Source organism: Streptomyces sp. E2N166 (assembly GCF_003671715.1).
GTDB lineage: Bacteria > Actinomycetota > Actinomycetes > Streptomycetales > Streptomycetaceae > Streptomyces > Streptomyces thinghirensis.
This window is the reverse complement of record NZ_RAIF01000020.1, coordinates 129,275-150,592: the sequence shown is the minus strand read 5'-3', so window position 1 is coordinate 150,592 and position 21,318 is coordinate 129,275. Positions and strand designations below refer to the sequence as shown.

The following is a 21,318-nucleotide window of genomic DNA, read 5'->3' as shown; positions in this document are numbered from 1 at the left end:
GAACAAAAGGGTCTCATTAGGCTCGGGTCATGCCTCCAGTACCGCATCCCGGCCCCCCGCCGCACCGCGAGGGGGTATCGGCCGAGCTCCTGGCACGGGTACCGAAACTGCTGGACGCGATGCGGTCCGTCGGCAGCGGACTGGAGCTGCACTCCACGCTGAACCGGATCTGCGAGACGGCGGCCGACCTGGCAAGCGCCCGGTACGCGGCCATCGGCGTCGCGGCCGAGGACGGCGACGGCCTCGCCGACTTCGTGCACCACGGCGTCGACGAGGCGACCGTCCGACGCATCGGCCACCTGCCCGACGGCCGCAAGGGCCTGTTGGGCGCCCTCATCCGAGACCCGGAGCCGGTCCGGCTCACGGACCTGAGCGACGACGCGCGCTCGTGCGGTTTCCCCGAGCATCACCCGCCGATGCGCACCTTCCTCGGTGTCCCCATCCGCGTGCAGGACGAGATCTTCGGCAACCTCTATGTGACGGACAAACGCGCGGATGAGCCGTTCAACGACTACGACCTCGCCGTGGTCCGCGTCCTGGCCACGGAGGCCGGCATCGCCATCGGCAACGCGCGTCTGTACGAGGCCGCCCGGCAGCGGGAGCGATGGATCGACGGGTCGGTCGCCGTGACCACCGCGCTGCTGTCCGGCGGCGACATCGACGACGCCCTCCAGGTCGTCGCCGAACAGGCCCGCCGGCTCTCCGGAGCGGCCGCCGGAATCGTGCTGCTGCCGGCCGACGGGGGCGGCCTGGAGATCGCGGCCGTCGCAGCGGAGCATCCCACGAACGACCTGGGCAGGGTCATCCCGCCGGACAACGGCATCGTCGCCGAACTACTCGCGGGGCGAGCCCTGTTCGTGGACGACGCCGCCACCGACCCGCGCCTGGAGGCCGGACCGGTGCGCGCCTACGGTCCGGTCATGCTGCTGCCCCTGTGCCGTGACGGGCGGGTCCTCGGGAGCCTCGTCATGCCCCGCGCCCGGGGGGATCGCCCGTTCACCAGGGCGGAACGCGCACTCGGCGACCGGTTCGCCGCGCAGGCCGCGCTGGCGCTGATGATGGCCGACGCCCAGCGCGACCGGGAGCGGCTCGCGGTGTACGAGGACCGCGACCGCATCGCCCGGGACCTGCACGACCTCGTCATTCAGCGGCTGTTCGCCACGGGGATGATGCTGGAGAGCGCCCAACGCAGGTCGGTCGTCCCCGAGGTGCGCGACGGTGTGGGCGGGGCCGTCGACGAACTCGACGTCACCATCCAGGAGATCCGCTCGGCGATCTTCGCGCTGCGGCAGTCGGCAGAGGCGCCCATGGGGCTGCGCACCCGTGTGCTGCGCGAGATCACCATGGCCGCGGTCCCGCTCGGTTTCACGCCCTCGTGCCGCTTCGCCGGCCCGGTGGACGCCGCCGTCGGCGAGCTGACCGGCAAGAACCTTATCGCCGCGCTGCGCGAGACGCTGTCCAACGCCTTCCGGCACGCCCACGCCACCCGGATCGAAGTGGTCGTCGACGCGACGGCGACTCTGGCGGACGGCCGACGGGGCGTGCGGCTGACCGTCGCGGACGACGGCGTCGGCATCCCCGAGGGCGGTCGGCGCAGCGGCCTGCACAACCTCGAGCGCCGAGCCGAGACCGTCGGCGGCGCCAGTCGGCTCGGGCCGGGCATCGGCGCGGACGGCGCCGGCACGACGGTGCTGTGGGAAGCACCGTACTGAGGTCTGCCGATGCGGTGTAGCCCCATGTGCAGCAGCCGCAATGAGCCGAGTGCAGCAATCGGTAGCCCGCTCGTACGACCTGAACAAGACCGTGTGCCCCTGTTCGGTCCACGATCGCTGACATGCGCTCACCTCGCCGCCATCCGCTGCTCGTATCGGTGTTGCTGTGCGCGCTCGCCGTGCTCGCGGCCCGCCCCACCGACGCCATGGACGAGGACGGCGGCTCCGGCTCCGCTCTCGGTGCGCAGGTGGCGCGGCTGTACGAGGACGCGGGCAGGGCCACCCAGCAGTACGAGGAGGGACGGCGCGAGGCCGAGGCGCAGCGGTCGAAGGCCCTCGAATACGAGAAGCGTCTCGACCGGCAACGGCAGAAGATCGACGCCATGCACGAAGACCTGGGCCGGATCGCCCGCGCCCAGTACCGCAGCGGCGGCGGTCTCCCGCTCACCGCGCAGATGATCCTCGCGGAGGACCACGACGAACTGATGCGAGGTCAGCGAGCGCTCTCACGCGCGGATCTGGCTGTCAACAACGCCATCGGCAAGAGCCTGCGGGCCGAGGCCCGCCTCGCCGCCGACGAGGCCAAGGCGCAGGCGACCTGGCAGGCGTTGGAGGAGCGCAACGCCGGTCTGGCGGAGCTGAAGAAGAAGATCGAGGGCAAGCTCCAGGCGGCGCGGTCGCGGCTGGAGGGGCAGGCGGACGCCTCCGTCGCGGCCGGCTCGTGTCCCGGCGCGGTCCGCCTCGACCAGCCGGGCGGGCGCTCCAGCCGTCCCTGGGTGGCCCCGGTGGAGACGTACGAGCTGTCGGCGTCCTTCGGCAGCGGCGGGAGCCGGTGGGCGAACCGGCACACCGGCCAGGACTTCGCGGTGCCGGTCGGCACACCGGTGCGGTCGGTCGGCACGGGTCGGGTGGTGAAGGTGTCGTGCGGTGGCGCCTTCGGCATCCAGGTCGTGGTCCAGCACGCGGGCGGCTACTACACGCAGTACGCCCATCTCGCCGCTGTCGCCGTCGACCAGGGCGACCGGGTCCGTCCCGGCCAGTGGGTCGGACAGTCGGGCAGCACCGGCAACTCCACCGGACCGCATCTGCACTTCGAGGTACGGGTCACCCCGGAAATGGGCTCGGGGCTGGACCCGGTGCCATGGCTGTCACAACGCGGTGTGCCGCTCTGACGGCGCCGGCCGCTAGGACAGGTCCGTCAGCATCCGCTCGATCACGACCGCCACCCCGTCGTCGTTGTTGGCCACCGTCCGCCCCGAAGCGGCGGCGATCACGTCCGGGTGCGCGTTGCCCATGGCGTACGACCGCCCCGCCCAGGTGAGCATCTCCACGTCGTTCGGCATGTCACCGAAGGCGACGACCTCCTCGTGGGAGATACCGCGCTCGGCGCAGCACAGGGCGAGCGTGCTGGCCTTGGACACATCTGGCCCGCTGATCTCCAGCAGGGCGCTGGGGCTGGAGCGGGTGACGTTGGCACGGTCGCCGATGGCGAGGCGGGCCAGCGTGAGAAAGCCGTCGGGGTCCAGCTCGGGATGGAAGGCGAGGATCTTGAGTACTGGCTCGGCGGCGGCGCGACCGCCCGGGGCCAGGATCTCCTCGGCGGGCAGGAGGTCGTCGGGGACCTCCATGTGCATTTTCGGATACGCCGGCTCCTGGTGGAAGCCGTACGTCTGCTCGACCGCGTACACCGTGCCGGGCGCCGCCTCGCGCAGCAGTCGTACGGCGTCCAGCGCGTTGTTCCGGGCCAGCTCCCGGACCTTCACGAACCGGTGGGCGCCGGGGCCGCCGTGCAGGTCGACCACGGCGGCGCCGTTGCCGCAGATGGCGAGGCCGTGACCGTGGACGTGGGCGCTGACGACGTCCATCCAGCGGGCGGGGCGGCCGGTGACGAAGAAGACCTCGATGCCCGCCTTCTCGGCGGCGGCCAGCGCGGCGACCGTGCGCGGTGAGACCGACTTGTCGTCGCGCAGCAGGGTGCCGTCGAGGTCGGTGGCGATGAGCCGCGGGCGGGTGGCGGCGGCCGGGGGCTCGGGCTGTCGGGTCGCTGAGGTCACCGGATCATTGTCACGCATATGCCTGCACGACCGTGCGCGAGTCCGCACATCTGTGAGCTACCGCTCTCATTCCTTCAGCTGCGCCGGCGCCTCCATGGCGATCCGCTCGAAGATCTTCTCGTCGGCCGTGAAGTCCGAGTCGGGGATCGGCCAGTGGACGACGAGCTCGGTGAATCCCAGATCGCGGTGCCGGCCCGCGAAATCCACGAACGCGTTCACGGACTCCAGCGGCCGACTGCGGTCGGGTGTGAAGCCGGTGAGCAGGACCCTGTCCAGCTCACTCACCTCGCGGCCGATCGCGGCGCAGGCGTCGGCCAGCTTGTCGCTCTGCTCCCGCAGCGCCCGGTCCGACTGCTCAGGGGTGCCGCTCTCGTACAGCTTCGGGTCGCCGGTGGTCACCCATGCCTGTCCGTACCGCGCGGCGAGCCGCAGCCCGCGCGGACCGGTCGCGGCCACCGCGAACGGCAGCCGCGGCCGCTGCACGCATCCCGGGATGTTGCGCGCCTCGTGCGCCGAGTAGTAGTCGCCCTCGTACGACACGGCGTCCTCGGTCAGCAGCCGGTCGAGCAGCGGGAGGAACTCGGCGAGCCGGTCGGCCCGCTCTCGGGGAGTCCACGGCTCCTGGCCGAGCGCCGTGGCGTCGAAGCCCGTGCCGCCCGCTCCTATGCCGAGCGTGACCCGGCCGCCGGAGATGTCGTCGAGGGAGATCAGCTCCTTGGCGAGCGTCACCGGGTGCCGGAAGTTCGGCGAGGTCACCAGGGTGCCCAGGCGAAGCCGCTCGGTGACGGCCGCGGCAGCGGTGAGCGTCGGCACGGCACCGAACCACGGGCCGTCCCGGAAGCTCCGCCAGGACAGATGGTCGTAGGTGTACGCGGTGTGAAAACCGAGCTGCTCGGCACGCGTCCAGGTGGAACGGCCGCCTTCATGCCAGCGGCGGTACGGGAGGATGACGGTGCTCAGACGCAGACTCATGCTTCCGAGCCTATGCGGCCGGTCCCCGTTTCACGTGAAACAACCACCGGCGTCACCGTACGCGACTGCTCAGCCACGGGGTGAGGAGGATCGCCGGCACGAATTCCGTGTGCGTGCGGTCGCTAGGCAGCGGCACGATCAGGCGGTAGCCGGGCGGAAAGCGACGCCCGTTGACGAAGGCGAGACCGCCGAAGACGGAGCGAAGGAAGGCGGGGACGTCGTCGCGCGGGATGTCCGGGCACTCCACGTTCTCGACGGTGATCAGGGCATCGCCCTCGGAGAAGAGCCGGACGCTCACCCGTGGCACTCCGCCGAACTCGACGAAGGCCTCATGGGGGAGAGAGCCGTCGGCGTCGGTGATCACGCCCACGCCCGCGGCGCTGCGGCGGGAGGTCTGGTCGGCGCCGATGTCGTCGGTGACCTCGATCTCCAGCGCGTACTCCGCCGCGATGGCGCGGAGAGCGGTGACGGCGGCTTGGGTGGTGGGCAACTGCTTCATGCCACCGATCATGTGGGATCACTGCCGAGCGGGAAAGCGCACATACCGCGGTGGCACGTCCTTCGTCAGCCAGACCCCGTTGGCACTGACGTGGAAGACATGGCCGTCGCGGTGCATGGTGGCGGCGTCCACCGACAGCACGACCGGCCGACCACGGCGGGCGCCGACCCGGGCCGCGGTCTCGCGGTCCGGCGAGAGGTGCACGTCGTGCCGGCTCATCGGCCTCAGCCCCTCGGCGCGGATCGCGTCGAGGTGCCGGGGCACGGTCCCGTGGTAGAGGAACGGCGGCGGGGTCGCCGCGGGCAGGGCGAGGTCCACGTCGACGGTGTGGCCCTGGCTGGCGCGGATACGGGTGCCCTCGATCGCGAAGCGCCGCTTGTCGTTGGTGGCGACCACGTGGTCGAGTTCCTCGCGGGTGAAGCGGAATCCGTGCGCCGCGGCTGCGGCGATCAGCGTGTCGATCTCGACCCAGCCGGCTTCGTCGAGCGCGAGCCCGATTCTCTCCGGCTGGTGGCGCAGGTGCCTCGACAGATACTTGGACACCTTCACGGTGCGCCTGTCGTCCATGTGCTGCTGTTGCATGGAATCAGCGTGCCGAGCGAGGCGCGCGTCACGCGAGCGGTTTTGCAGCCGATGTTTGATCCACAGCCAAGTGCGGTTATCCACAGGCTGGTTGGAGCAGCCTGTGGAAACTACAGTGGCGGCTTCACACGTGCGAGACGCCTCAACGCTCCCGGAACGAACCGGGACAAGAGATGGGCACCACGCGCCTCCGGCGTCACCGGGACCACGGCCCTGTTGCGCACGACCGCCTCCAGGACGGCGTTGGCGACCTTCTCCGGCGGGTAGTTGCGCAACCCGTACAACCGCGCCGTGCGTCGCTGCCGCCGTATCTCCTCGTCGGCGTCGACGCCCGCGAAGTGCGCCGTGGAGGTGATGTTGGTGTTGACGAGGCCGGGGCAGACCGCCGTGACGCCGATTTCCTGTCCGGCCAGCTCGGCGCGCAGGCACTCGCTCAGCATCAGCACCGCCGCCTTGGAGGTGCTGTAGGCGGGCAGCGCCCTGGAGGGCTGGAAGGCCGCCGCCGACGCGGTGTTGACGATGTGGCCGCCCTGCCCGCGCTCGGCCATCTGCCTGCCGAAGAGGCGGCAGCCGTGGATCACGCCCCAGAGATTGACGTCGAGGACCTTCTTCCAGTCCTCCGGCGTGGTGTCGAAGAAGGAGCCCGACATGCCGATCCCGGCGTTGTTCACCAGGACGTCCACCACGCCGTACTCGGCGGCGACCTTGTCCGCCAGCTTCTCCATGGCCTGCTCGTCGGAGACGTCGACGGTCTCCGCCCAGGCCGCGGGCGCACCGATCAGCCGGGACAGCTCCGCGGTGCGGGCGGCGGCCTCGGCGTCCCGGTCGACGGCCACCACGCGTGCGCCGGCCTCGGCGAAAGCGAACGCCGTGGCCCGCCCGATGCCGTTGCCCGCGCCGGTGACCAGCACCAGCTGCCCGCCGAAGCGGTCGGCGTACTTCCCGCTCGCCGCGGCCTCGGGCCGGCCGGCGTCGACGGCGGTGACGAACTCCGTGATCCAGTCCGCGAGCCGGTCCGGACGGGTGCGCGGCACCCAGTGTTTGGCAGGCAGCGTGCGGCGGGTCAGCCGCGGTGCCCACAGCTCCAGTTCGTCGTAGAGCCGCTCCGACAGGAACGCGTCACCGAGGGGCGTGATGAGCTGCACGGGTGCGTGCGCGTAGGCGTCGTCGCGCGGGCGGCGCAGCCGGGGCCGGACGTTGTCCCGGTACAGCCACGCCCCGTGCGCCGCGTCCGACGGCAGGGACGGGGTCGGGTAGTCGCCGCCGGGCACCTTCTCGATGCGTCGCAGGATGCCCGGCCAGCGCTTCCCCAGGGGGCCGCGCCAGGCGAGTTCGGGCAGTACGGGCGTGTGCAGCAGGTAGACGTACCAGGACTTGGCGCCCTGGCCGAGGAGCTGACCGACCCGGCGCGGGGTGGGGCGCCTCAGACGCCTGTTGATCCAGTGGCCGAAGTGATCGAGAGACGGACCGGACATCGAGGTGAAGGAGGCGATGCGGCCCTCGGTGCGCTTGACCGTGACGAACTCCCACGACTGCACCGAGCCCCAGTCGTGGCCCACCAGATGCACGGGCCGGCCCGGACTGACGGCGTCCGCCACGGCCAGGAAGTCGTCCGTCAGCTTGTCCAGCGTGAACCCGCCGCGCAGCGGGCTCGGCGCGGTGGACCGGCCGTGGCCCCGGACGTCGTAGAGGACCACGTGGAAGCGGTCGGCGAGGCGGGTGGCGACCTCGGACCAGACCTCCTTGCTGTCCGGGTAGCCGTGCACCAGGACGACCGTGGGCCGGTGCGGGTCGCCCAGTTCGGCCACGCACAGCTCGACCCCGCCCGTGCGCACCCAGCGCTCCCGCGCACCGTCCAGGACCGTCATTTCTCCTCCGCCCAGTGCCGCACGTGCGGCAGATCGTCGTCCAGCCAGAAGGCGCTCTGCTCGGGGTCCGCGGAGTCGGTGACGACGAGGACCTCCTCGAACTTCGCGCCGGTGCCCCGGAAACCGAGGTGGGGTTCGACCGCCCACAACCCCGGCCGGGGCGGGTGGTCGGAGAAGCGGTACGGCGACCACAGCGGGGACCAGCCCTCGCGGTGGCCGTGCAGCGCGTCGCTCGCCAGTCCCTTGAGCGACTGCGTGCCGAAGCCGAACAGGCGTGGGGAAAAGCGTCGTTCCCGCACCCGGTCCACCTTGTGGGCGATCACGCCGAACGGGTAGGCGCGGTGCCGGTTGGCGTAGCCCTGGCGGACCATGAGCCGGTCCACGTCCTCGTAGATCTCCCGCAGCGGGCGGCGTTCGCGCACCTCGCGCAGGATCAGCGCGCGGTGGGCCTCCAGATCGGCCATCAGTCGCCGCTGCACGGGGTTGGGACCGAGCGAGCCGGAGTAGCCGATGTCGGCGGTGAAACCCCCGTACACCGGGGCCATGTCCAGGATGAACGGCATGCCCGGCTCCAGCCGGCGCCCAGTCGGGAAGAACTGCAGCGGAACGCGGAAGTCCGTGAAGGCCGTGCGGTCGCCGAACCAGGCGAACGGCAGGTGGAACCAGTCCCGCACGCCCCTCTCCCGCAGCCACTCGCGCTGCATGCGGGCCGCTTCCCGCTCGGTCACCCCCGGTTCCAGCCGGGCCGCCACGGCCTCGGCGCACTCGTAGGCGAGACGCTGCACCTGCCGGAATCCGCGCAGCTGCGTGCGGAATTCCGCGCCCGCTCCCGATGCCACTGCCGTTGTCATGCCACCCCGTCCCACCCGTCGGTCCGTCCACCCGCCCACGAGCCGGGCGCGGTCCGTGCCGACCGAGCTACTCGCGCGTAACGTGACGCCGCCGAATCTCCCAGCTGTTAGACCTCGCGTCAATAGTGCGTGCGAAGGGCGGAGCACACGGCCCCGGAAGACCGATCCGTAGCTCTCAGGCACGGCATCCCCTACGGGCCCGTACTACTCGAGTCTGACTCCAAGACGGCTCTCCGGTCTGACGACTCCAGTGGCGCGCGTCACTACTGTCATGGATGTGACTGTGATCGCGACCGAAAGCCTGAGCAAGCGGTACCCACGGGTGACCGCGCTCGACCGGCTCTCCGTGGACGTCGGACCCGGTGTGACCGGACTCGTCGGTGCCAACGGCGCCGGCAAGTCCACCCTGATCAAGATCCTGCTGGGTCTGTCTCCCGCCACCGAGGGCCGGGCCGAAGTGCTCGGACTCGATGTCGCGACCAAGGGCGCCGACATCCGCGAGCGAGTCGGCTACATGCCGGAACACGACTGCCTGCCGCCCGACGTCTCGGCCACCGAGTTCGTCGTCCACATGGCACGCATGTCCGGCCTGCCCCCCACCGCCGCCCGCGAACGCACGGCCGACACCTTGCGCCACGTCGGCCTGTACGAGGAGCGCTACCGGCCCATAGGCGGCTACTCGACCGGCATGAAACAGCGCGTGAAGCTCGCGCAGGCCCTCGTCCACGACCCCCAGCTGGTCTTCCTCGACGAGCCCACCAACGGTCTCGACCCGGTCGGCCGCGACGAGATGCTCGGCCTCATCCGGCGCATCCACACCGACTTCGGCATCTCCGTCCTGGTCACCTCGCACCTGCTGGGCGAGCTGGAACGCACCTGCGACCACGTCGTCGTGGTGGACGGCGGCAAGCTGCTGCGCTCCAGCTCCACCACGGACTTCACCCAGACCACGACGACCCTCGCGATCGAGGTCACCGACACCGACGAGCACCCCGACGGCACCCGCGCGGTGCGCGAGGCGCTCGACGCGCGCGGGGTGACCGTCCAGGACGGCAGCGGCCTGCCCGGCGCCGGCCACGTCCTGCTGCTCACCGCGGCGGGCGAGGAGACCTACGACCTGGTCAGAGACGTCATCGCCGACCTCGGTCTCGGCCTGGTGCGCATGGAGCAGCGCCGGCACCACATCTCGGAGGTCTTCCAGGACAGCGACGCAGAACGGAAGGAGGCGGTCGGCCATGGCAGCTGAACAGCCCACAGCCACGGTGCCGGGTGACCAGACCCGCATCCACAACATCGGCTACCGCAGCTACGACGGCCCTCGCCTCGGCCGCGCCTACGCCCGCCGCTCGCTGTACTCGCAGTCCCTGCGCGGCGCCTACGGCCTCGGCCGCTCGGCCAAGTCCAAGGTGCTGCCGATGCTCCTCTTCGTGGTGATGTGCCTGCCCGCGGCCATCATGGTCGCCGTCGCCGTCGCCACCAAGGCGAACGACCTGCCCCTGGACTACACGCGCTACGCGATCGTCCTGCAGGCCGTCATCAGCCTCTACGTCGCCTCTCAGGCCCCCCAGTCCGTCTCGCGCGACCTGCGCTTCAAGACCGTGCCGCTGTACTTCTCGCGGCCGATCGAGACCGCCGACTACGTCCGGGCCAAGTACGCGTCACTGGCCTCGGCCCTGTTCATCCTCACCGCCGCCCCCCTGGTGGTGCTCTATGTGGGCGCGCTGCTCGCCAAACTCGACTTCGCGGACCAGACCAAGGGGTTCGCACAGGGACTCGTCTCCGTGGCACTGCTCTCGCTGCTCTTCGCCGGCCTCGGCCTGGTGGTCGCGTCGGTCACCCCGCGCCGCGGCTTCGGTATCGCGGCCGTCATCGCCGTCCTGACCATCACCTACGGCGCGGTCTCCACGCTCCAGGCCATCGCGGACGTCCAGGGCAGCTCCGGATCCGTCGCCTGGATCGGCCTGTTCTCGCCGATCACCCTCATCGACGGCGTGCAGTCCGCCTTCCTGGGCGCCACCTCGGCCTTCCCCGGCGGGGTCGGCCCGAGCAACGGCGAGGGCGCGGTCTACGTCCTCGTCACCCTGGGCCTGATCGCCGGCGCCTACGGCCTGCTGATGCGCCGCTACCAGAAGGTGGGACTGTGACCACGCTGAACATCGACCACGTCTCCCGCTGGTTCGGCAACGTGGTCGCCGTCAACGACATCACCATGACGATCGGCCCCGGTGTCACCGGCCTCCTCGGCCCCAACGGCGCGGGAAAGTCCACCCTCATCAACATGATGGGCGGCTTCCTCGCCCCCTCCACCGGCAGCGTCACCCTCGACGGACAGCCGACCTGGCGCAACGAGGCCATCTACAAGCACATCGGCATCGTCCCCGAGCGTGAGGCGATGTACGACTTCCTCACCGGCCGTGAGTTCGTCCTCGCCAACGCCGAACTGCACGGCCTCGGCGCCAAGGCGGCCCACGAAGCGCTCGCCACGGTCCAGATGGAGTACGCGCAGGACCGGAAGATCGCCACGTACTCCAAGGGCATGCGGCAGCGCGTGAAGATGGCGAGCGCCCTCGTCCACAACCCCTCGCTGCTCCTGCTGGACGAGCCCTTCAACGGCATGGACCCGCGCCAGCGCATGCAGCTGATGGACCTGCTGCGGCGCATGGGCGACGAGGGCCGCACGGTGCTGTTCTCCTCGCACATCCTCGAAGAGGTCGAGCAACTCGCCTGGCACATCGAGGTCATCGTCGCCGGACGGCACGCGGCCAGCGGCGACTTCCGCAAGATCCGCCGCCTCATGACCGACCGGCCGCACCGCTACCTGGTGCGCTCCAGCGACGACCGGGCCCTCGCGGCGGCGCTGATCGCCGACCCGTCGACGTCCGGCATCGAGGTCGACCTCGCCGAGGGCGCCCTGCGCGTCCAGGCCGTCGACTTCGGCCGGTTCACGGCCCTGCTGCCGAAGGTCGCCCGCGACCACGGCATCCGGCTGCTCACGGTCTCGCCGTCCGACGAGTCCCTCGAGTCCGTCTTCTCGTATCTCGTCGCGGCGTAGGAGGCCGAAGAATGTACGACCCCACAGTCGCCAGGCTCACCTACCGAGCCCTGCTCGGCCGCCGCCGGGCCCTCATCCTGGGCGCACTGCCCCTGCTGCTGCTCGTCATCGCCGTGGCGGTGCGCGCGCTCGCCGGCGCCGACGACCAGACGGCGGCGGACGTGCTGGGCGGATTCGCCCTCGCCACCATGGTGCCGATCATCGGTGTCATCGCCGGCACCGGGGCCATCGGCCCGGAGATCGACGACGGCTCGGTGGTGTACCTGCTGTCCAAGCCGATCAAGCGGCCGACGATCATCTTCACCAAGCTGATCGTCGCCATCGCCGTGACGATGGTCTTCTCCGCCGTGCCCACCCTGCTCGCCGGCCTGATTCTCAACGGCAACGGCCAGCAGGTCGCCGTCGCCTACACCATCGCCGCGCTGGTCGCCTCCATCGCCTACGCCGCGCTGTTCCTGCTGCTGGGCACGGTGTCCCGGCACGCGGTGGTCTTCGGGCTCGTCTACGCCCTTGTCTGGGAGGCCCTGTTCGGCTCCCTGGTGCCCGGCGCCCGGACCCTGAGCGTCCAGCAGTGGTCGCTGGCGGTGGCCCAGAAGGTCGCCGACGGGAACCTGGTGACCTCCGACGTCGGCCTGCCGACCGCGACGGTCCTGCTGGCCGGGGTCACCGTGCTCGCGACCTGGTACGCGGGCCAGAAGCTGCGGACGCTGAAGCTCGCCGGGGAGGAGTGACCGGGTCCCGGTCCTGACGGGGCCTTCACCCCGGCCCGGGCACACTGGGCCGGGGAACGTACGGGGGAGACACGGGGGACGCAGGCTGGGAGGAACCGGGATGGCGGGCCAGACACCTCAGCAGGACGGCCGCGGACAGCCGGAGGACGGTGCCGGTAGCGCCGCCGGGCACGGGACCACGGACGGCGCCGGTGACGACGCCTGGGACGGGCTCGTTCTGGACGAGGAGTTTGTACGCGACGCCGGTACCTCCGAGCCGTCGGCCCGCGCCCGGATGCTCGCCGCCCGCTGGCGCCGTGAGAAGCCGGAGCCGCAGCCGTGGCGTTCCGACGAGCCACCCGCCGGATGGTTCTTCAGCAAGGGCCGCCGTCGCAGGTGGCGCCGACGATAAGGCGGCGTACGTCCGCTTTTAATCGGTGGCGCCCAGCTTTCCGTACCGGCACTGTGGTGCATGCACGAGGCCGGACGGCGCCGGCGAATCGGGCGGCCGCTTCGAGCACGCGAGACGCCTCGCGTGGGCCGACCGACGGGGACGCCGGCGCCGTCCGAACCGTGCGCCTGGAGCCCCTGGCCTCAGAGACCTGCGGTGCGACCTGGTCTCGGAGACCGGGGGGCCTGGGTCAGGCCGTCAGCCGCTCCAGCACCACCGCGATACCGTCCGCGTCGTTCGAGGTCGTCACCTCGTCGGCCACCGCCTTCAGCTCCTCGTGGGCGTTGGCCATCGCCACACCCCGGGCGGCCCAGCCGAACATCGGGACGTCGTTGGGCATGTCGCCGAACGCGATCGTGTCCGCGGCCTTCAGCCCCAGGCGACGCGCCGCCAGTGACAGCCCAGTGGCCTTGGACAGGCCGAGGGGGAGCAGCTCGACGATGCCCGCGCCCGCCATGGTCACCGTGACGAAGCCGCCCGCGGTGTGCCGGGCAGCCTCGGCCAGCTCGTCGTCCGACAGGGTCGGATGCTGGATGTAGATCTTGTTCAGCGGCGCCGACCACAGGTCCGAGGCGTCGGTGAACGGCACCGCGGGCAAGTCGCCCCCGACCGCGTAGCCCGGTCCGACCAGGACGTCGCCGTCCAGGCCGTCACGGCTCGCGGCCAGGTACAGCGGGCCGGTCTCCGCCTCGATCTTGGCCAGTGCCACCCCGGCCAGCTGACGGTCCAGCGTGACCGAGGTCAGCAGCCGGTGCTCCCCGGCGTGGTAGACCTGACCGCCCTGACCGCAGACGGCCAGCCCGTCGTACCCGAGGTCGTCGAGGATGTGCCGGGTCCACGGGACCGCGCGGCCGGTGACCACGATGTGGGCCGCGCCCGCCGCGGTGGCCGCGGTGAGCGCGTCGCGGGTACGCGGCGAGATCGTGTCGTCGCTGCGCAGCAGCGTGCCGTCGAGATCGGTCGCGATCAGCCGGTACGGGAAACCCCCGGCCGAACCGCTGCCGGGACCCGTGGCGGAGCCGGTGTCAGTCACTTGGCCACCGGCTCCAGGACCTCCCGGCCGCCCAGGTACGGGCGCAGCACCTCGGGCACGTGCACCGAACCGTCGGCCTGCTGGTGGTTCTCCAGGATCGCCACGATCGTGCGCGGTACGGCGCACAGCGTGCCGTTGAGCGTCGCCAGCGGGCGCACCTTCTTGTCCTCACGGACCCGGATCGACAGTCGGCGCGACTGGAACTCGGTGCAGTCCGAGGTCGAGGTCAGCTCGCGGTACTTCCCCTGGGTCGGGATCCACGCCTCGCAGTCGTACTTGCGCGCGGCCGAGGAGCCCAGGTCCGCCGAGGCGACGTCGATGACCCGGAACGGCAGCTCGAGCGACGTCAGCCACTGCTTCTCCCACTCCAGCAGGCGCTCGTGCTCGGCCTGCGAGTCCTCGGGGAGGACGTAGGAGAACATCTCGACCTTGTCGAACTGGTGCACGCGGAAGATGCCCCGGGTGTCCTTGCCGTGCGAGCCCGCCTCGCGGCGGAAGCAGGGCGAGAAGCCGGCGTAGCGCAGCGGCAGGCGGTCGGCGTCGAGGATCTCGTCCATGTGGTACGCGGCGAGCGGTACCTCGGACGTGCCGACCAGGTACAGGTCGTCCTTGTCGAGGTGGTAGACGTCCTGGGCGGCCTGGCCGAGGAAGCCGGTGCCGGCCATGGACTGCGGGCGCACCAGCGCCGGGGTCAGCATCGGGGTGAAGCCGGCCGCCGTGGCCTGGGCGATCGCCGCGTTGACCAGGGCCAGCTCCAGGAGCGCGCCGACGCCGGTCAGGAAGTAGAAACGCGAGCCGGAGACCTTGGCGCCGCGCTCGACGTCGATGGCGCCGAGCAGCTGGCCCAGCTCCAGGTGGTCCCTGGGCTCGAAGCCCTCGGCCGCGAAGTCGCGGTGCGTGCCGTGCGTCTCCAGCGTGACGAAGTCCTCCTCGCCGCCGACGGGTACGTCGGGGTGGACGAGGTTGCTGAGCCGCTGGAGCAGCTCCTGGGTCTCGGCGTCGGCGGCGTCGCGCTCGGCGTCGGCCGCCTTGACGTCGGCGGCGAGTCCGCTCGCCCGCTTCAGCAGTTCGGCCTTCTCGTCTCCGGAGGCCTTGCCGATGAGCTTGCCGAGGCCCTTCTGCTCGGCGCGCAGCTCGTCGAAGCGGACGCCGGACGACCTGCGCCGTTCGTCGGCGGACAGGAGGGAGTCGACGAGCGCGACGTCCTCTCCACGGGCGCGCTGAGACGCGCGCACACGGTCGGGGTCCTCACGGAGCAGGCGAAGGTCAATCACGCGGTCAAGGCTACCGGTGCGCGGTCACGGGTCTCGACTCACTATTGCCGAACGCGGGCCGCACGTTCCGCTATGCGGGAATCGCGGCATATGTGGTCCTTGTAAGAGCGTGGTCGCGCGGGTCAATGAAAGGCGTCCCGTTCCCCGGAACGAAGCGGTCGACGAGCCGTGGGTTGACCGGATTTCCTTGTGGAGGAGGGGACTTGAGCCCTACCGCGCGCTCGTCTGTCCACAGGAATCCCCAACCCGGAAAAGTTATCCACAGGCTGTGCGAAAGGTCTGTGGACTCACGGAGGTGATCATTCCCAATTCCTGAGATGGGCCACCCAAACCCTTTGCGACCCCACTTTCGAGTGGAAACGGGACGCTCGGTGTCACTCCGGAGGATGGCGGGCGAGAAACAGGTGGACGAAGGGTGACCTGGGCGCCTGTGGACGAAGTGGGGGCTGTTGGGGGATTTGTCGACTGAGTACCACTTCGTTGTCGACTTGTCCCCAGGTCGAGAAGCGGACCTGTGGATAACTCGGAGCGCTCCTGTGGACAACGAAAATCAGCAGGTAGGACTGGCCGGTTCCGGCCGTCAGAAACGGCCGTCCTGGCAGCGCGCCACCCAGTCCGCCGCCGCCACGAAGTCCTCGTCGGAGGTGCCCCGCCGCAGCGCGTCCACGTCCGCCGGCTCGACCTCCGCCCGCGGGTACGACCCGAGGTAGCGCACCTGGAGACAGGTCCGCTTCAGGCCCATGAGGGCATCGGCCACCCGGCGGTCGGAGATGTGGCCCTCGGCGTCGATGCAGAAGCAGTAGTTGCCGATACCCGCGCCGGTGGGCCGGGACTGCAGCAGCATCAGGTTGACGCCCCGGGTGGCGAACTCGCTCAGCAGGTCGCGCAGGCCGCCGGGGTGGTCGTCGCGCTGCCAGAGCACGACGGACGTCTTGTCCGCGCCGGTCGGTGCCGCGGGCCTGGCGGGCCGGCCGACCAGCACGAAGCGCGTCTGGGCGTTCTCCGCGTCGTGGATGTCGGCCTCCAGGACCTCCAGGCCGTAGCGGGCCGCGGCGAACTCGCCGGCGAATGCCGCGTCGTAACGGCCCTCCTGCACCAGGCGGGCGCCGTCGGCGTTGGAGGCGGCCGACTCCCAGGCGACCTCCGGGAGGTGCGCCTTGATCCAGTTGCGTACCTGGGGCTGGGCCGCCGGGTGGGCGGTGACCGTCTTGATGTCCGACAGCTTGGTGCCGGGGCGGACCAGCAGCGCGAAGGTGATGGACAGCAGCACCTCGCGGTAGATCATCAGCGGCTGGCCGGCGACCAGCTCGTCGAGGGTGGTGGTGATGCCGCCTTCCACGGAGTTCTCGATCGGCACGAACGCGGCCTCGGCCTCGCCGGTGCGGACCGCGTCGAGCGCGGACTGGACGGAGACGTAGGGGACCAGCTCCCGGGTCGCCGTCTCCGGAAGTGTGCGCAGAGCGACTTCGGTGAAGGTGCCTTCGGGGCCGAGATACGCGTAACTGGCTGGCATGACCTCACCCTAATAGGCCCCGGGAGACCGGGCTCACGCGTCTCGTGCAACCCGCTCTTCGGGGTGGCTCCCGGTCGGTTTCACCCCTCCAGCAGCCGCTGTCCCACGTACTCTCCCTCCGCCGCCCCGCCCGGCACCGCGAACAGACCGCTCGCCTCGTGCCGGATGAACCGCGAAAGCGCGTCGCCCCGGTCCAGCTTGCGCTGCACCGGCACGAAGCCGCGCAGCGGATCGGCCTGCCAGCAGATGAAGAGCAGCCCCGCGTCGGGGACGCCGTCCGCGTCGAAGCCGTCGTGGTACGAGAAGGGTCGGCGGACCATGGCCGCGCCGCCGTTCTGGTCGGGGCGGGTGATGCGGGCGTGGGCGTTGATCGGGACGATCAGGTTCCCGGCCTGATCCGTCTTCTCCAGGTCCATCTCGGTCGTCTCGCTGCCCCCGGACAGCGGAGCCCCGTCGGACTTGCGGCGCCCGATGACGTCCTCCTGGGCCTTGGCCGAAAGCTTCTCCCAGTCATCGAGGAGCATGCGGATGCGGCGTACGACGGCGTAGGAGCCGTTCGCCATCCATGCCTGCTCGGTCTTCTCGTCCTTCTCGGGCCTCTCGGGGACGAAGATCCGCTGGTCGAAGTCGGCGTCGGCGGGCTTCGGATTGCGGGTGCCGTCGACCTGGCCCATGAGGTTGCGGGCCGTCATGGGGTGGGCGGTGGCGCCCGGTGAGCGGTTGAAGCCGTTCATCTGCCACCGGACGCGGGCGGCCGACCCGGCGTCCTGCTGGATCGCGCGCAGGGCGTGGAAGGCGACCAGGGCATCGTCGGCGCCGATCTGCACCCACAGATCGCCGTTGCTGCGGTTCTTGTCGAGGTGGTCGGAGGAGAAGTCGGGCAGCGGGTCGAGAGCTACCGGGCGGTGCTTGTCCAGGCCGGTCCGGCCGAAGAAGCTGTGTCCGAATCCGAAGGTGACAGTCAGCGAGGAAGGCCCCGCGTCCCGGGCCACGCCCGTGTCACGGGCACCGGCGGGCTCCCCCGCCATCAGCCGCCGGGCGGTCTCGGACCAGCGGCGCAGCAGCGCGGCGGCCTCCCGGCGGCCGGCGCCCGCCGCCAGGTCGAACGCGACGAGATGCCCGCAGGCTTGCATCGGGGTGGTGATGCCGGGCTGATGTTTCCCGTGAAACATCACCTCCTCGTCGCCCAGCGAGGTGAGCGGCGTGGCCGGGGAGGGCGCGGCGGCGTAGCCCGCGGCGCCGCCGACCGCGCCGAGTACGAGCCCGGTGGCGCCTGCGGTGCCGAGCAGCCGCCGCCGCGAGACGCCCTGGCGTGTGCTGGTGTTCTCGGAGTCGAGCGGCCCGGGTCCGCCGGGCGCCACGCGGGTCGCCTCGGGGGTACGGGCCTCCGGGATGGACTGGTCAGCCATGGTGCGGTTCAGCCGATCTGCGCGTTCTTCGAGACGGTCGCCTGGTCGATGTCGGAGGTCCGGACGGTCACGGCGACCTCCCAGTCCCCGGCGATCGGGATCTGCACCCCGCTCGCCGACCAGTGTCCGGTGGTGATGTGGTCGGGGACGACGGGGAGCGGCCCGATGTCCTTGGCCTTCTGGGTGAAGGCGACCTTCACCTCGGGGATGTCGAAGGCCTTGCCGTCCGGGCGTTCGACGTAGAGGTGCATGTCGTTGGCGCCCACCCGGGCGGGGTCGAGCTCGACCCGTACGACTCCCTTGCCGTTCTGGCCGCCGGTGTCGAAGGGCATGTCCAGGGTGACCGCACCGGAGGAGGGACCGGTCGTGGCGGCGGAGGTCGGGTTGGCGGCCTTGGCCTCCTCCTCGGTCCGGCCGGGCTCGGTCTGGGTCAGGACGGTGGTGACGGCGAGCAGGACGACGGCGATGCCCGCCTCTGCGAGCACGGAGCGGCGCAGTCCGAAACGCTGGGGGTCGGCGTCTCGTTCCCGTTTCTGCCGGGCGGCGTCCACGGCCGCGCGCTGCCGGGCGAGCTGGGCGTCGCGCTGGGAGGTGCCGGAGCCCTTCGCGGCCCCGGCCCCGGAGCCCTGCCCGGAAGCCTTCGCGGCCCCGGCCCCCTTCGCGGCCCCGGCTTTCGTCGCTGCCCCGGACACCTTCTCGGCGGCCTTCGCCTTCTCGGTGGATCTAGCCTTCTCCGCGGATCCCGCTCCCGTGGTCGTACGGCCACGGGACGACCCGACCTGCTCCTTCTCCCGCTGGTGGGCGATGGCCGGCACCGCCTCCACCAGCTGTGCCGTCCACCGGCGCGAGAGGTAGGCGATGCCGACCAGCACCGCCACGAGCCCGATCTTTACGAGGAGCAGCTGCCCGTACCGGGTGTCGGTGAAGGCCGTCCAGGAGCCGAGCTGGCGCCAGGACTGGTAGGTGCCGGTCACCACCAGCGCGATCACGCTGCCGAAGGCGAGGCGCGAGAACCGCCGTACGGCCGAGGCCGCGACGGGCGTGTCCGCGGGCGCCCGGTACAGGGCGACGAGCAGGGCGGTGAGCCCGCCGAGCCAGGTGGCGACGGCGAGCAGGTGAACGATGTCGACGGGCATGGCGATACCGGCCTGGAGGCCGACCGAGGCGTGCTCGGACATCGCCCAGGTCGCCGCGAGTCCGGCCGCCACCACGGCTCCGCCGACCGCGAGTCCGAAGGTGAGGTCCCGTTTCTCCTCGTCCTCCCGCTTGTCATAGGCGCCGAAGAGCACGGCGACGAAGAGCGCGGCCGCCGCCAGCAGCAGCAGCCGGGAGACCAGCGCGGCGCCGGTCTTGGTCTGCAGCACCTCGCCGAGCAGGTTCAGGTCGAAGACGTCGCCGAGCTTCCCGGAACCGGTGTAGGAGCCGCGCAGCAGGAGCAGTACGAGGGTGGCGGAGGTCAGCGCGAGCCATCCGGAGACCACGAGCCGCTGCACGGCCCGGACGCCGGAGCCGCGCGGCCAGCAGGCGAGGACGAAGGCGGCGCCGCCCACCAGCACGGTGAATCCGGCGTACGACACGTACCGTCCGAGGCCGTACAGCCAGCCGACGGTCCCGCCGCCCGCCTCCGTGCCGTAGACGGAGACGGAGGTCTCGGACGGGGCGCCGATGGAGAAGGTGTAGGCACCGGCCACGGGATGACTGTCGGCGGAGACGACCTGGTAGGTCACCGTGTACGTGCCGTCGGGCAGCCCCGCGTGCAGTCTCACGGTGTACTTCGTGCCGCCCGTGCCGGACGGCCTGCCGTCGTCGACGCGCTCACCCTTGGGGTCGAGGACGCGCAGCGAGTCGTCGTCCATGGAGACCGACTCGGAGAAGGTGAGCGACACCTGGGCCGGAGCCTTGTCGACCACCGCCCCCTGCCCGGGGTCGCTGCCGGTCAGCGCGGCGTGCGCGGAGGCCGGCCCGGCGCCGGCGAGCAGCGCGCAGGCCGCGGCCAGGAGCAGCAGCACCAGGGTCCGGACGCGCGGGGCGATGGTCTGCGTCAAGGTGGTCCCTCCCTCAGTGTCCGGAGTGTCCGGTGGTGGGCTGGTAAGTGGCCGCCTTCACGGGGAGCTTGACCGTGACGGGGCCGGAGCGGGCGAAGCGCAGTTCGACGGAGACCGTCTGTCCCTGCTTGAGCCGCTGCTTCAGCTTCTCGAACATCAGGTGGTTGCCGCCGCTCTTGAACACGAGTCGACCGTGGGCGGGGACGGGGAGGCGGTCGACCTCCTTCATTGTCCCGTCGACGGTCTCGTGGACGGTGACGTCACCGGCCTCGCTGGTGACGGAGGTCAGCTCGTCCTCGGCGTCGCCCTTGTTGGTGATGGTGAGGAAGCCCGCCGCCATCGAGTCGGACACCGGCTGCGGTATGTAGGCGGCGCCGACGGAGAGTTCGGCACCGGCGGCCGAGGAGTCGGAGTCGGAGCCCGAGTCGCCGCAGCCCGCGAGGGCCAGGGCGCCGGTCATCGTCACGGCGGCGAGGGTGGGACGGCCTCTCACGGGTTCTCCCCCTTGACGAGCTTGGGGAGATCCTTGGTGTAGTCCTCGACGGTGGCGTCCTCGCCGTAGAGGACGTAGCCGGCGTCGGACTTCGGGGAGAAGGCGACGACCTGGGTGCCGTGCGTCGAGACGACCTTGCCGTCCTTGTCCTTGGTCGGCGGGTCGATGGAGATGCCCAGGGTACGGGCGCCGGCCTGGATGGTGTCGAACTCGCCGGTCAGACCGACGATCTGCGGGTCGATGCCCTTGAGCCACTTGCCGAGCGCGGCCGGGGTGTCGCGCTCGGGGTCGGTGGTGACGAACACGATCTGGAGCTTGTCCTGCTCGGCCTGGGACAGCTGCTTCTTGGCCACGGCGACGTTGTTCATGGTCAGGGGGCAGACGTCGGGGCAGTGGGTGTAGCCGAAGTAGATCAGGGTGGGTTTGCCGGCGGTCCGCTCGCGGAGGTCGTACTCCTTGCCCTTCGTGTCGGTGAGGACCAGGTCGGGCTTCTCGAACGGCTTGTCGAGGACGGTGGCGGCCTGCTGGCCGGTGTCCTCGGAGACCACGGTGACGGGCGCGTCGCTGTCGGCGGCGCCGCCGCCGCAGGCGGTCAGGGTCAGGGAGGCGGCGGCGAGCAGCGCGGCCGCGGCGAACGTCTTCTTGCGCATAGAAAAATGTCCCAGATGTGAGGTGCTCCGGTGCGCGCCGGGGTCCGTCGGACCGACGGAGGATGCCCGGCGCGCACCGGACGAGAGGATGCGGCGGCGTCGCTGCACCGCCGCACCGGCACGGGCGTCGCTACGCCGACGCGCCGGAGT

20 protein-coding genes are annotated in these 21,318 nt (G+C 71.1%); 7 read left to right on the top strand and 13 right to left on the bottom strand.

Annotated elements, in window-relative coordinates; translation table 11 throughout:
• Window positions 1–29 precede the first annotated feature (29 nt).
• Both EBH09_RS17650 and EBH09_RS17645 read left to right on the top strand, forming a co-directional pair.
• Window positions 30–1,712, top strand: a complete 1,683-nt coding sequence (locus tag EBH09_RS17650; protein ID WP_121747952.1) for a GAF domain-containing protein — start codon at window positions 30–32, stop codon at window positions 1,710–1,712.
• A 122-nt stretch (window positions 1,713–1,834) separates the two neighbouring features.
• Complete coding sequence (locus EBH09_RS17645; protein WP_121747951.1) at window positions 1,835–2,884, top strand: M23 family metallopeptidase; 1,050 nt, start codon at window positions 1,835–1,837, stop codon at window positions 2,882–2,884.
• 12 nt (window positions 2,885–2,896) lie between these two features.
• Here EBH09_RS17645 and EBH09_RS17640 read toward each other — a convergent pair whose 3' ends face one another.
• The 6 genes from EBH09_RS17640 to EBH09_RS17615 form a co-directional block, all read right to left on the bottom strand.
• The gene (locus EBH09_RS17640; RefSeq protein WP_193776377.1) at window positions 2,897–3,784 is read right to left on the bottom strand and encodes an HAD hydrolase family protein; all 888 of its coding nucleotides are present in this window, start codon (window positions 3,782–3,784) and stop codon (window positions 2,897–2,899) included.
• Between the two features lie 48 nt (window positions 3,785–3,832).
• Window positions 3,833–4,738 (bottom strand): LLM class flavin-dependent oxidoreductase, encoded by a 906-nt coding sequence (locus EBH09_RS17635; protein ID WP_121747949.1) that lies wholly within the window; start codon window positions 4,736–4,738, stop codon window positions 3,833–3,835.
• Between the two features lie 52 nt (window positions 4,739–4,790).
• Window positions 4,791–5,249 (bottom strand): hypothetical protein, encoded by a 459-nt coding sequence (locus tag EBH09_RS17630; protein ID WP_121747948.1) that lies wholly within the window; start codon window positions 5,247–5,249, stop codon window positions 4,791–4,793.
• Between the two features lie 6 nt (window positions 5,250–5,255).
• Window positions 5,256–5,804 (bottom strand): RNA 2'-phosphotransferase, encoded by a 549-nt coding sequence (locus EBH09_RS17625; RefSeq protein WP_121747947.1) that lies wholly within the window; start codon window positions 5,802–5,804, stop codon window positions 5,256–5,258.
• 125 nt (window positions 5,805–5,929) lie between these two features.
• Window positions 5,930–7,687, bottom strand: coding sequence for an SDR family oxidoreductase (locus tag EBH09_RS17620; RefSeq protein ID WP_121747946.1), 1,758 nt, complete (start codon window positions 7,685–7,687; stop codon window positions 5,930–5,932).
• Window positions 7,684–8,538, bottom strand: a complete 855-nt coding sequence (locus EBH09_RS17615; protein WP_121747945.1) for a M24 family metallopeptidase — start codon at window positions 8,536–8,538, stop codon at window positions 7,684–7,686. Before EBH09_RS17615 ends, EBH09_RS17620 begins: the two co-directional genes overlap by 4 nt.
• 283 nt (window positions 8,539–8,821) lie before the next feature.
• On the opposite strand from EBH09_RS17615, the gene EBH09_RS17610 reads away from it, so the two are divergent.
• The 5 genes from EBH09_RS17610 (at window position 8,822) to EBH09_RS17590 (ending at window position 12,712) form a co-directional block, all read left to right on the top strand.
• Window positions 8,822–9,784: an ABC transporter ATP-binding protein gene (locus EBH09_RS17610; RefSeq protein ID WP_121747944.1), complete on the top strand. Its 963-nt coding sequence runs from the start codon at window positions 8,822–8,824 to the stop codon at window positions 9,782–9,784.
• Complete coding sequence (locus EBH09_RS17605) at window positions 9,774–10,682, top strand: ABC transporter permease (protein ID WP_121747943.1); 909 nt, start codon at window positions 9,774–9,776, stop codon at window positions 10,680–10,682. The genes EBH09_RS17610 and EBH09_RS17605 overlap by 11 nt, the downstream gene beginning before the upstream one ends.
• Entirely contained in the window at window positions 10,679–11,590 is a 912-nt protein-coding gene (locus EBH09_RS17600; protein ID WP_121747942.1) for an ABC transporter ATP-binding protein, read from the top strand. The genes EBH09_RS17605 and EBH09_RS17600 overlap by 4 nt, the downstream gene beginning before the upstream one ends.
• Before the next feature lie 11 nt (window positions 11,591–11,601).
• Complete coding sequence (locus EBH09_RS17595) at window positions 11,602–12,321, top strand: ABC transporter permease (protein ID WP_121747941.1); 720 nt, start codon at window positions 11,602–11,604, stop codon at window positions 12,319–12,321.
• 100 nt (window positions 12,322–12,421) lie between these two features.
• Window positions 12,422–12,712 carry a hypothetical protein gene (locus EBH09_RS17590; RefSeq protein WP_121747940.1) on the top strand — a complete coding sequence of 97 codons (291 nt, stop codon included), beginning with the start codon at window positions 12,422–12,424 and terminating at the stop codon, window positions 12,710–12,712.
• A gap of 229 nt (window positions 12,713–12,941) precedes the next feature.
• On the opposite strand, the gene EBH09_RS17585 is transcribed toward EBH09_RS17590, so the two are convergent.
• From EBH09_RS17585 to EBH09_RS17555, 7 genes are all read right to left on the bottom strand, one after another.
• On the bottom strand, window positions 12,942–13,784 hold the full coding sequence (locus tag EBH09_RS17585) for an HAD family hydrolase (RefSeq protein ID WP_121747939.1): 843 nt from the start codon (window positions 13,782–13,784) through the stop codon (window positions 12,942–12,944).
• Window positions 13,781–15,058, bottom strand: a complete 1,278-nt coding sequence (serS, locus tag EBH09_RS17580; protein WP_121747938.1) for a serine--tRNA ligase — start codon at window positions 15,056–15,058, stop codon at window positions 13,781–13,783. Before serS ends, EBH09_RS17585 begins: the two co-directional genes overlap by 4 nt.
• Window positions 15,059–15,638: 580 nt before the next feature.
• Window positions 15,639–16,571 carry a prephenate dehydratase gene (gene pheA, locus EBH09_RS17575; RefSeq protein ID WP_121747937.1) on the bottom strand — a complete coding sequence of 311 codons (933 nt, stop codon included), beginning with the start codon at window positions 16,569–16,571 and terminating at the stop codon, window positions 15,639–15,641.
• 80 nt (window positions 16,572–16,651) lie between these two features.
• Complete coding sequence (efeB, locus tag EBH09_RS17570; protein WP_121747936.1) at window positions 16,652–17,980, bottom strand: iron uptake transporter deferrochelatase/peroxidase subunit; 1,329 nt, start codon at window positions 17,978–17,980, stop codon at window positions 16,652–16,654.
• An 8-nt stretch (window positions 17,981–17,988) separates the two neighbouring features.
• Window positions 17,989–20,025 (bottom strand): copper resistance protein CopC, encoded by a 2,037-nt coding sequence (locus EBH09_RS17565; RefSeq protein WP_121747935.1) that lies wholly within the window; start codon window positions 20,023–20,025, stop codon window positions 17,989–17,991.
• Window positions 20,026–20,038: 13 nt separating this feature from the next.
• Complete coding sequence (locus EBH09_RS17560) at window positions 20,039–20,485, bottom strand: copper chaperone PCu(A)C (protein ID WP_121747991.1); 447 nt, start codon at window positions 20,483–20,485, stop codon at window positions 20,039–20,041.
• 29 nt (window positions 20,486–20,514) lie between these two features.
• A complete protein-coding gene (locus EBH09_RS17555) occupies window positions 20,515–21,168 on the bottom strand; it encodes an SCO family protein (RefSeq protein WP_121747934.1) in 654 nt (217 codons plus the stop codon).
• Between the last annotated feature and the right edge of the window lie 150 nt (window positions 21,169–21,318).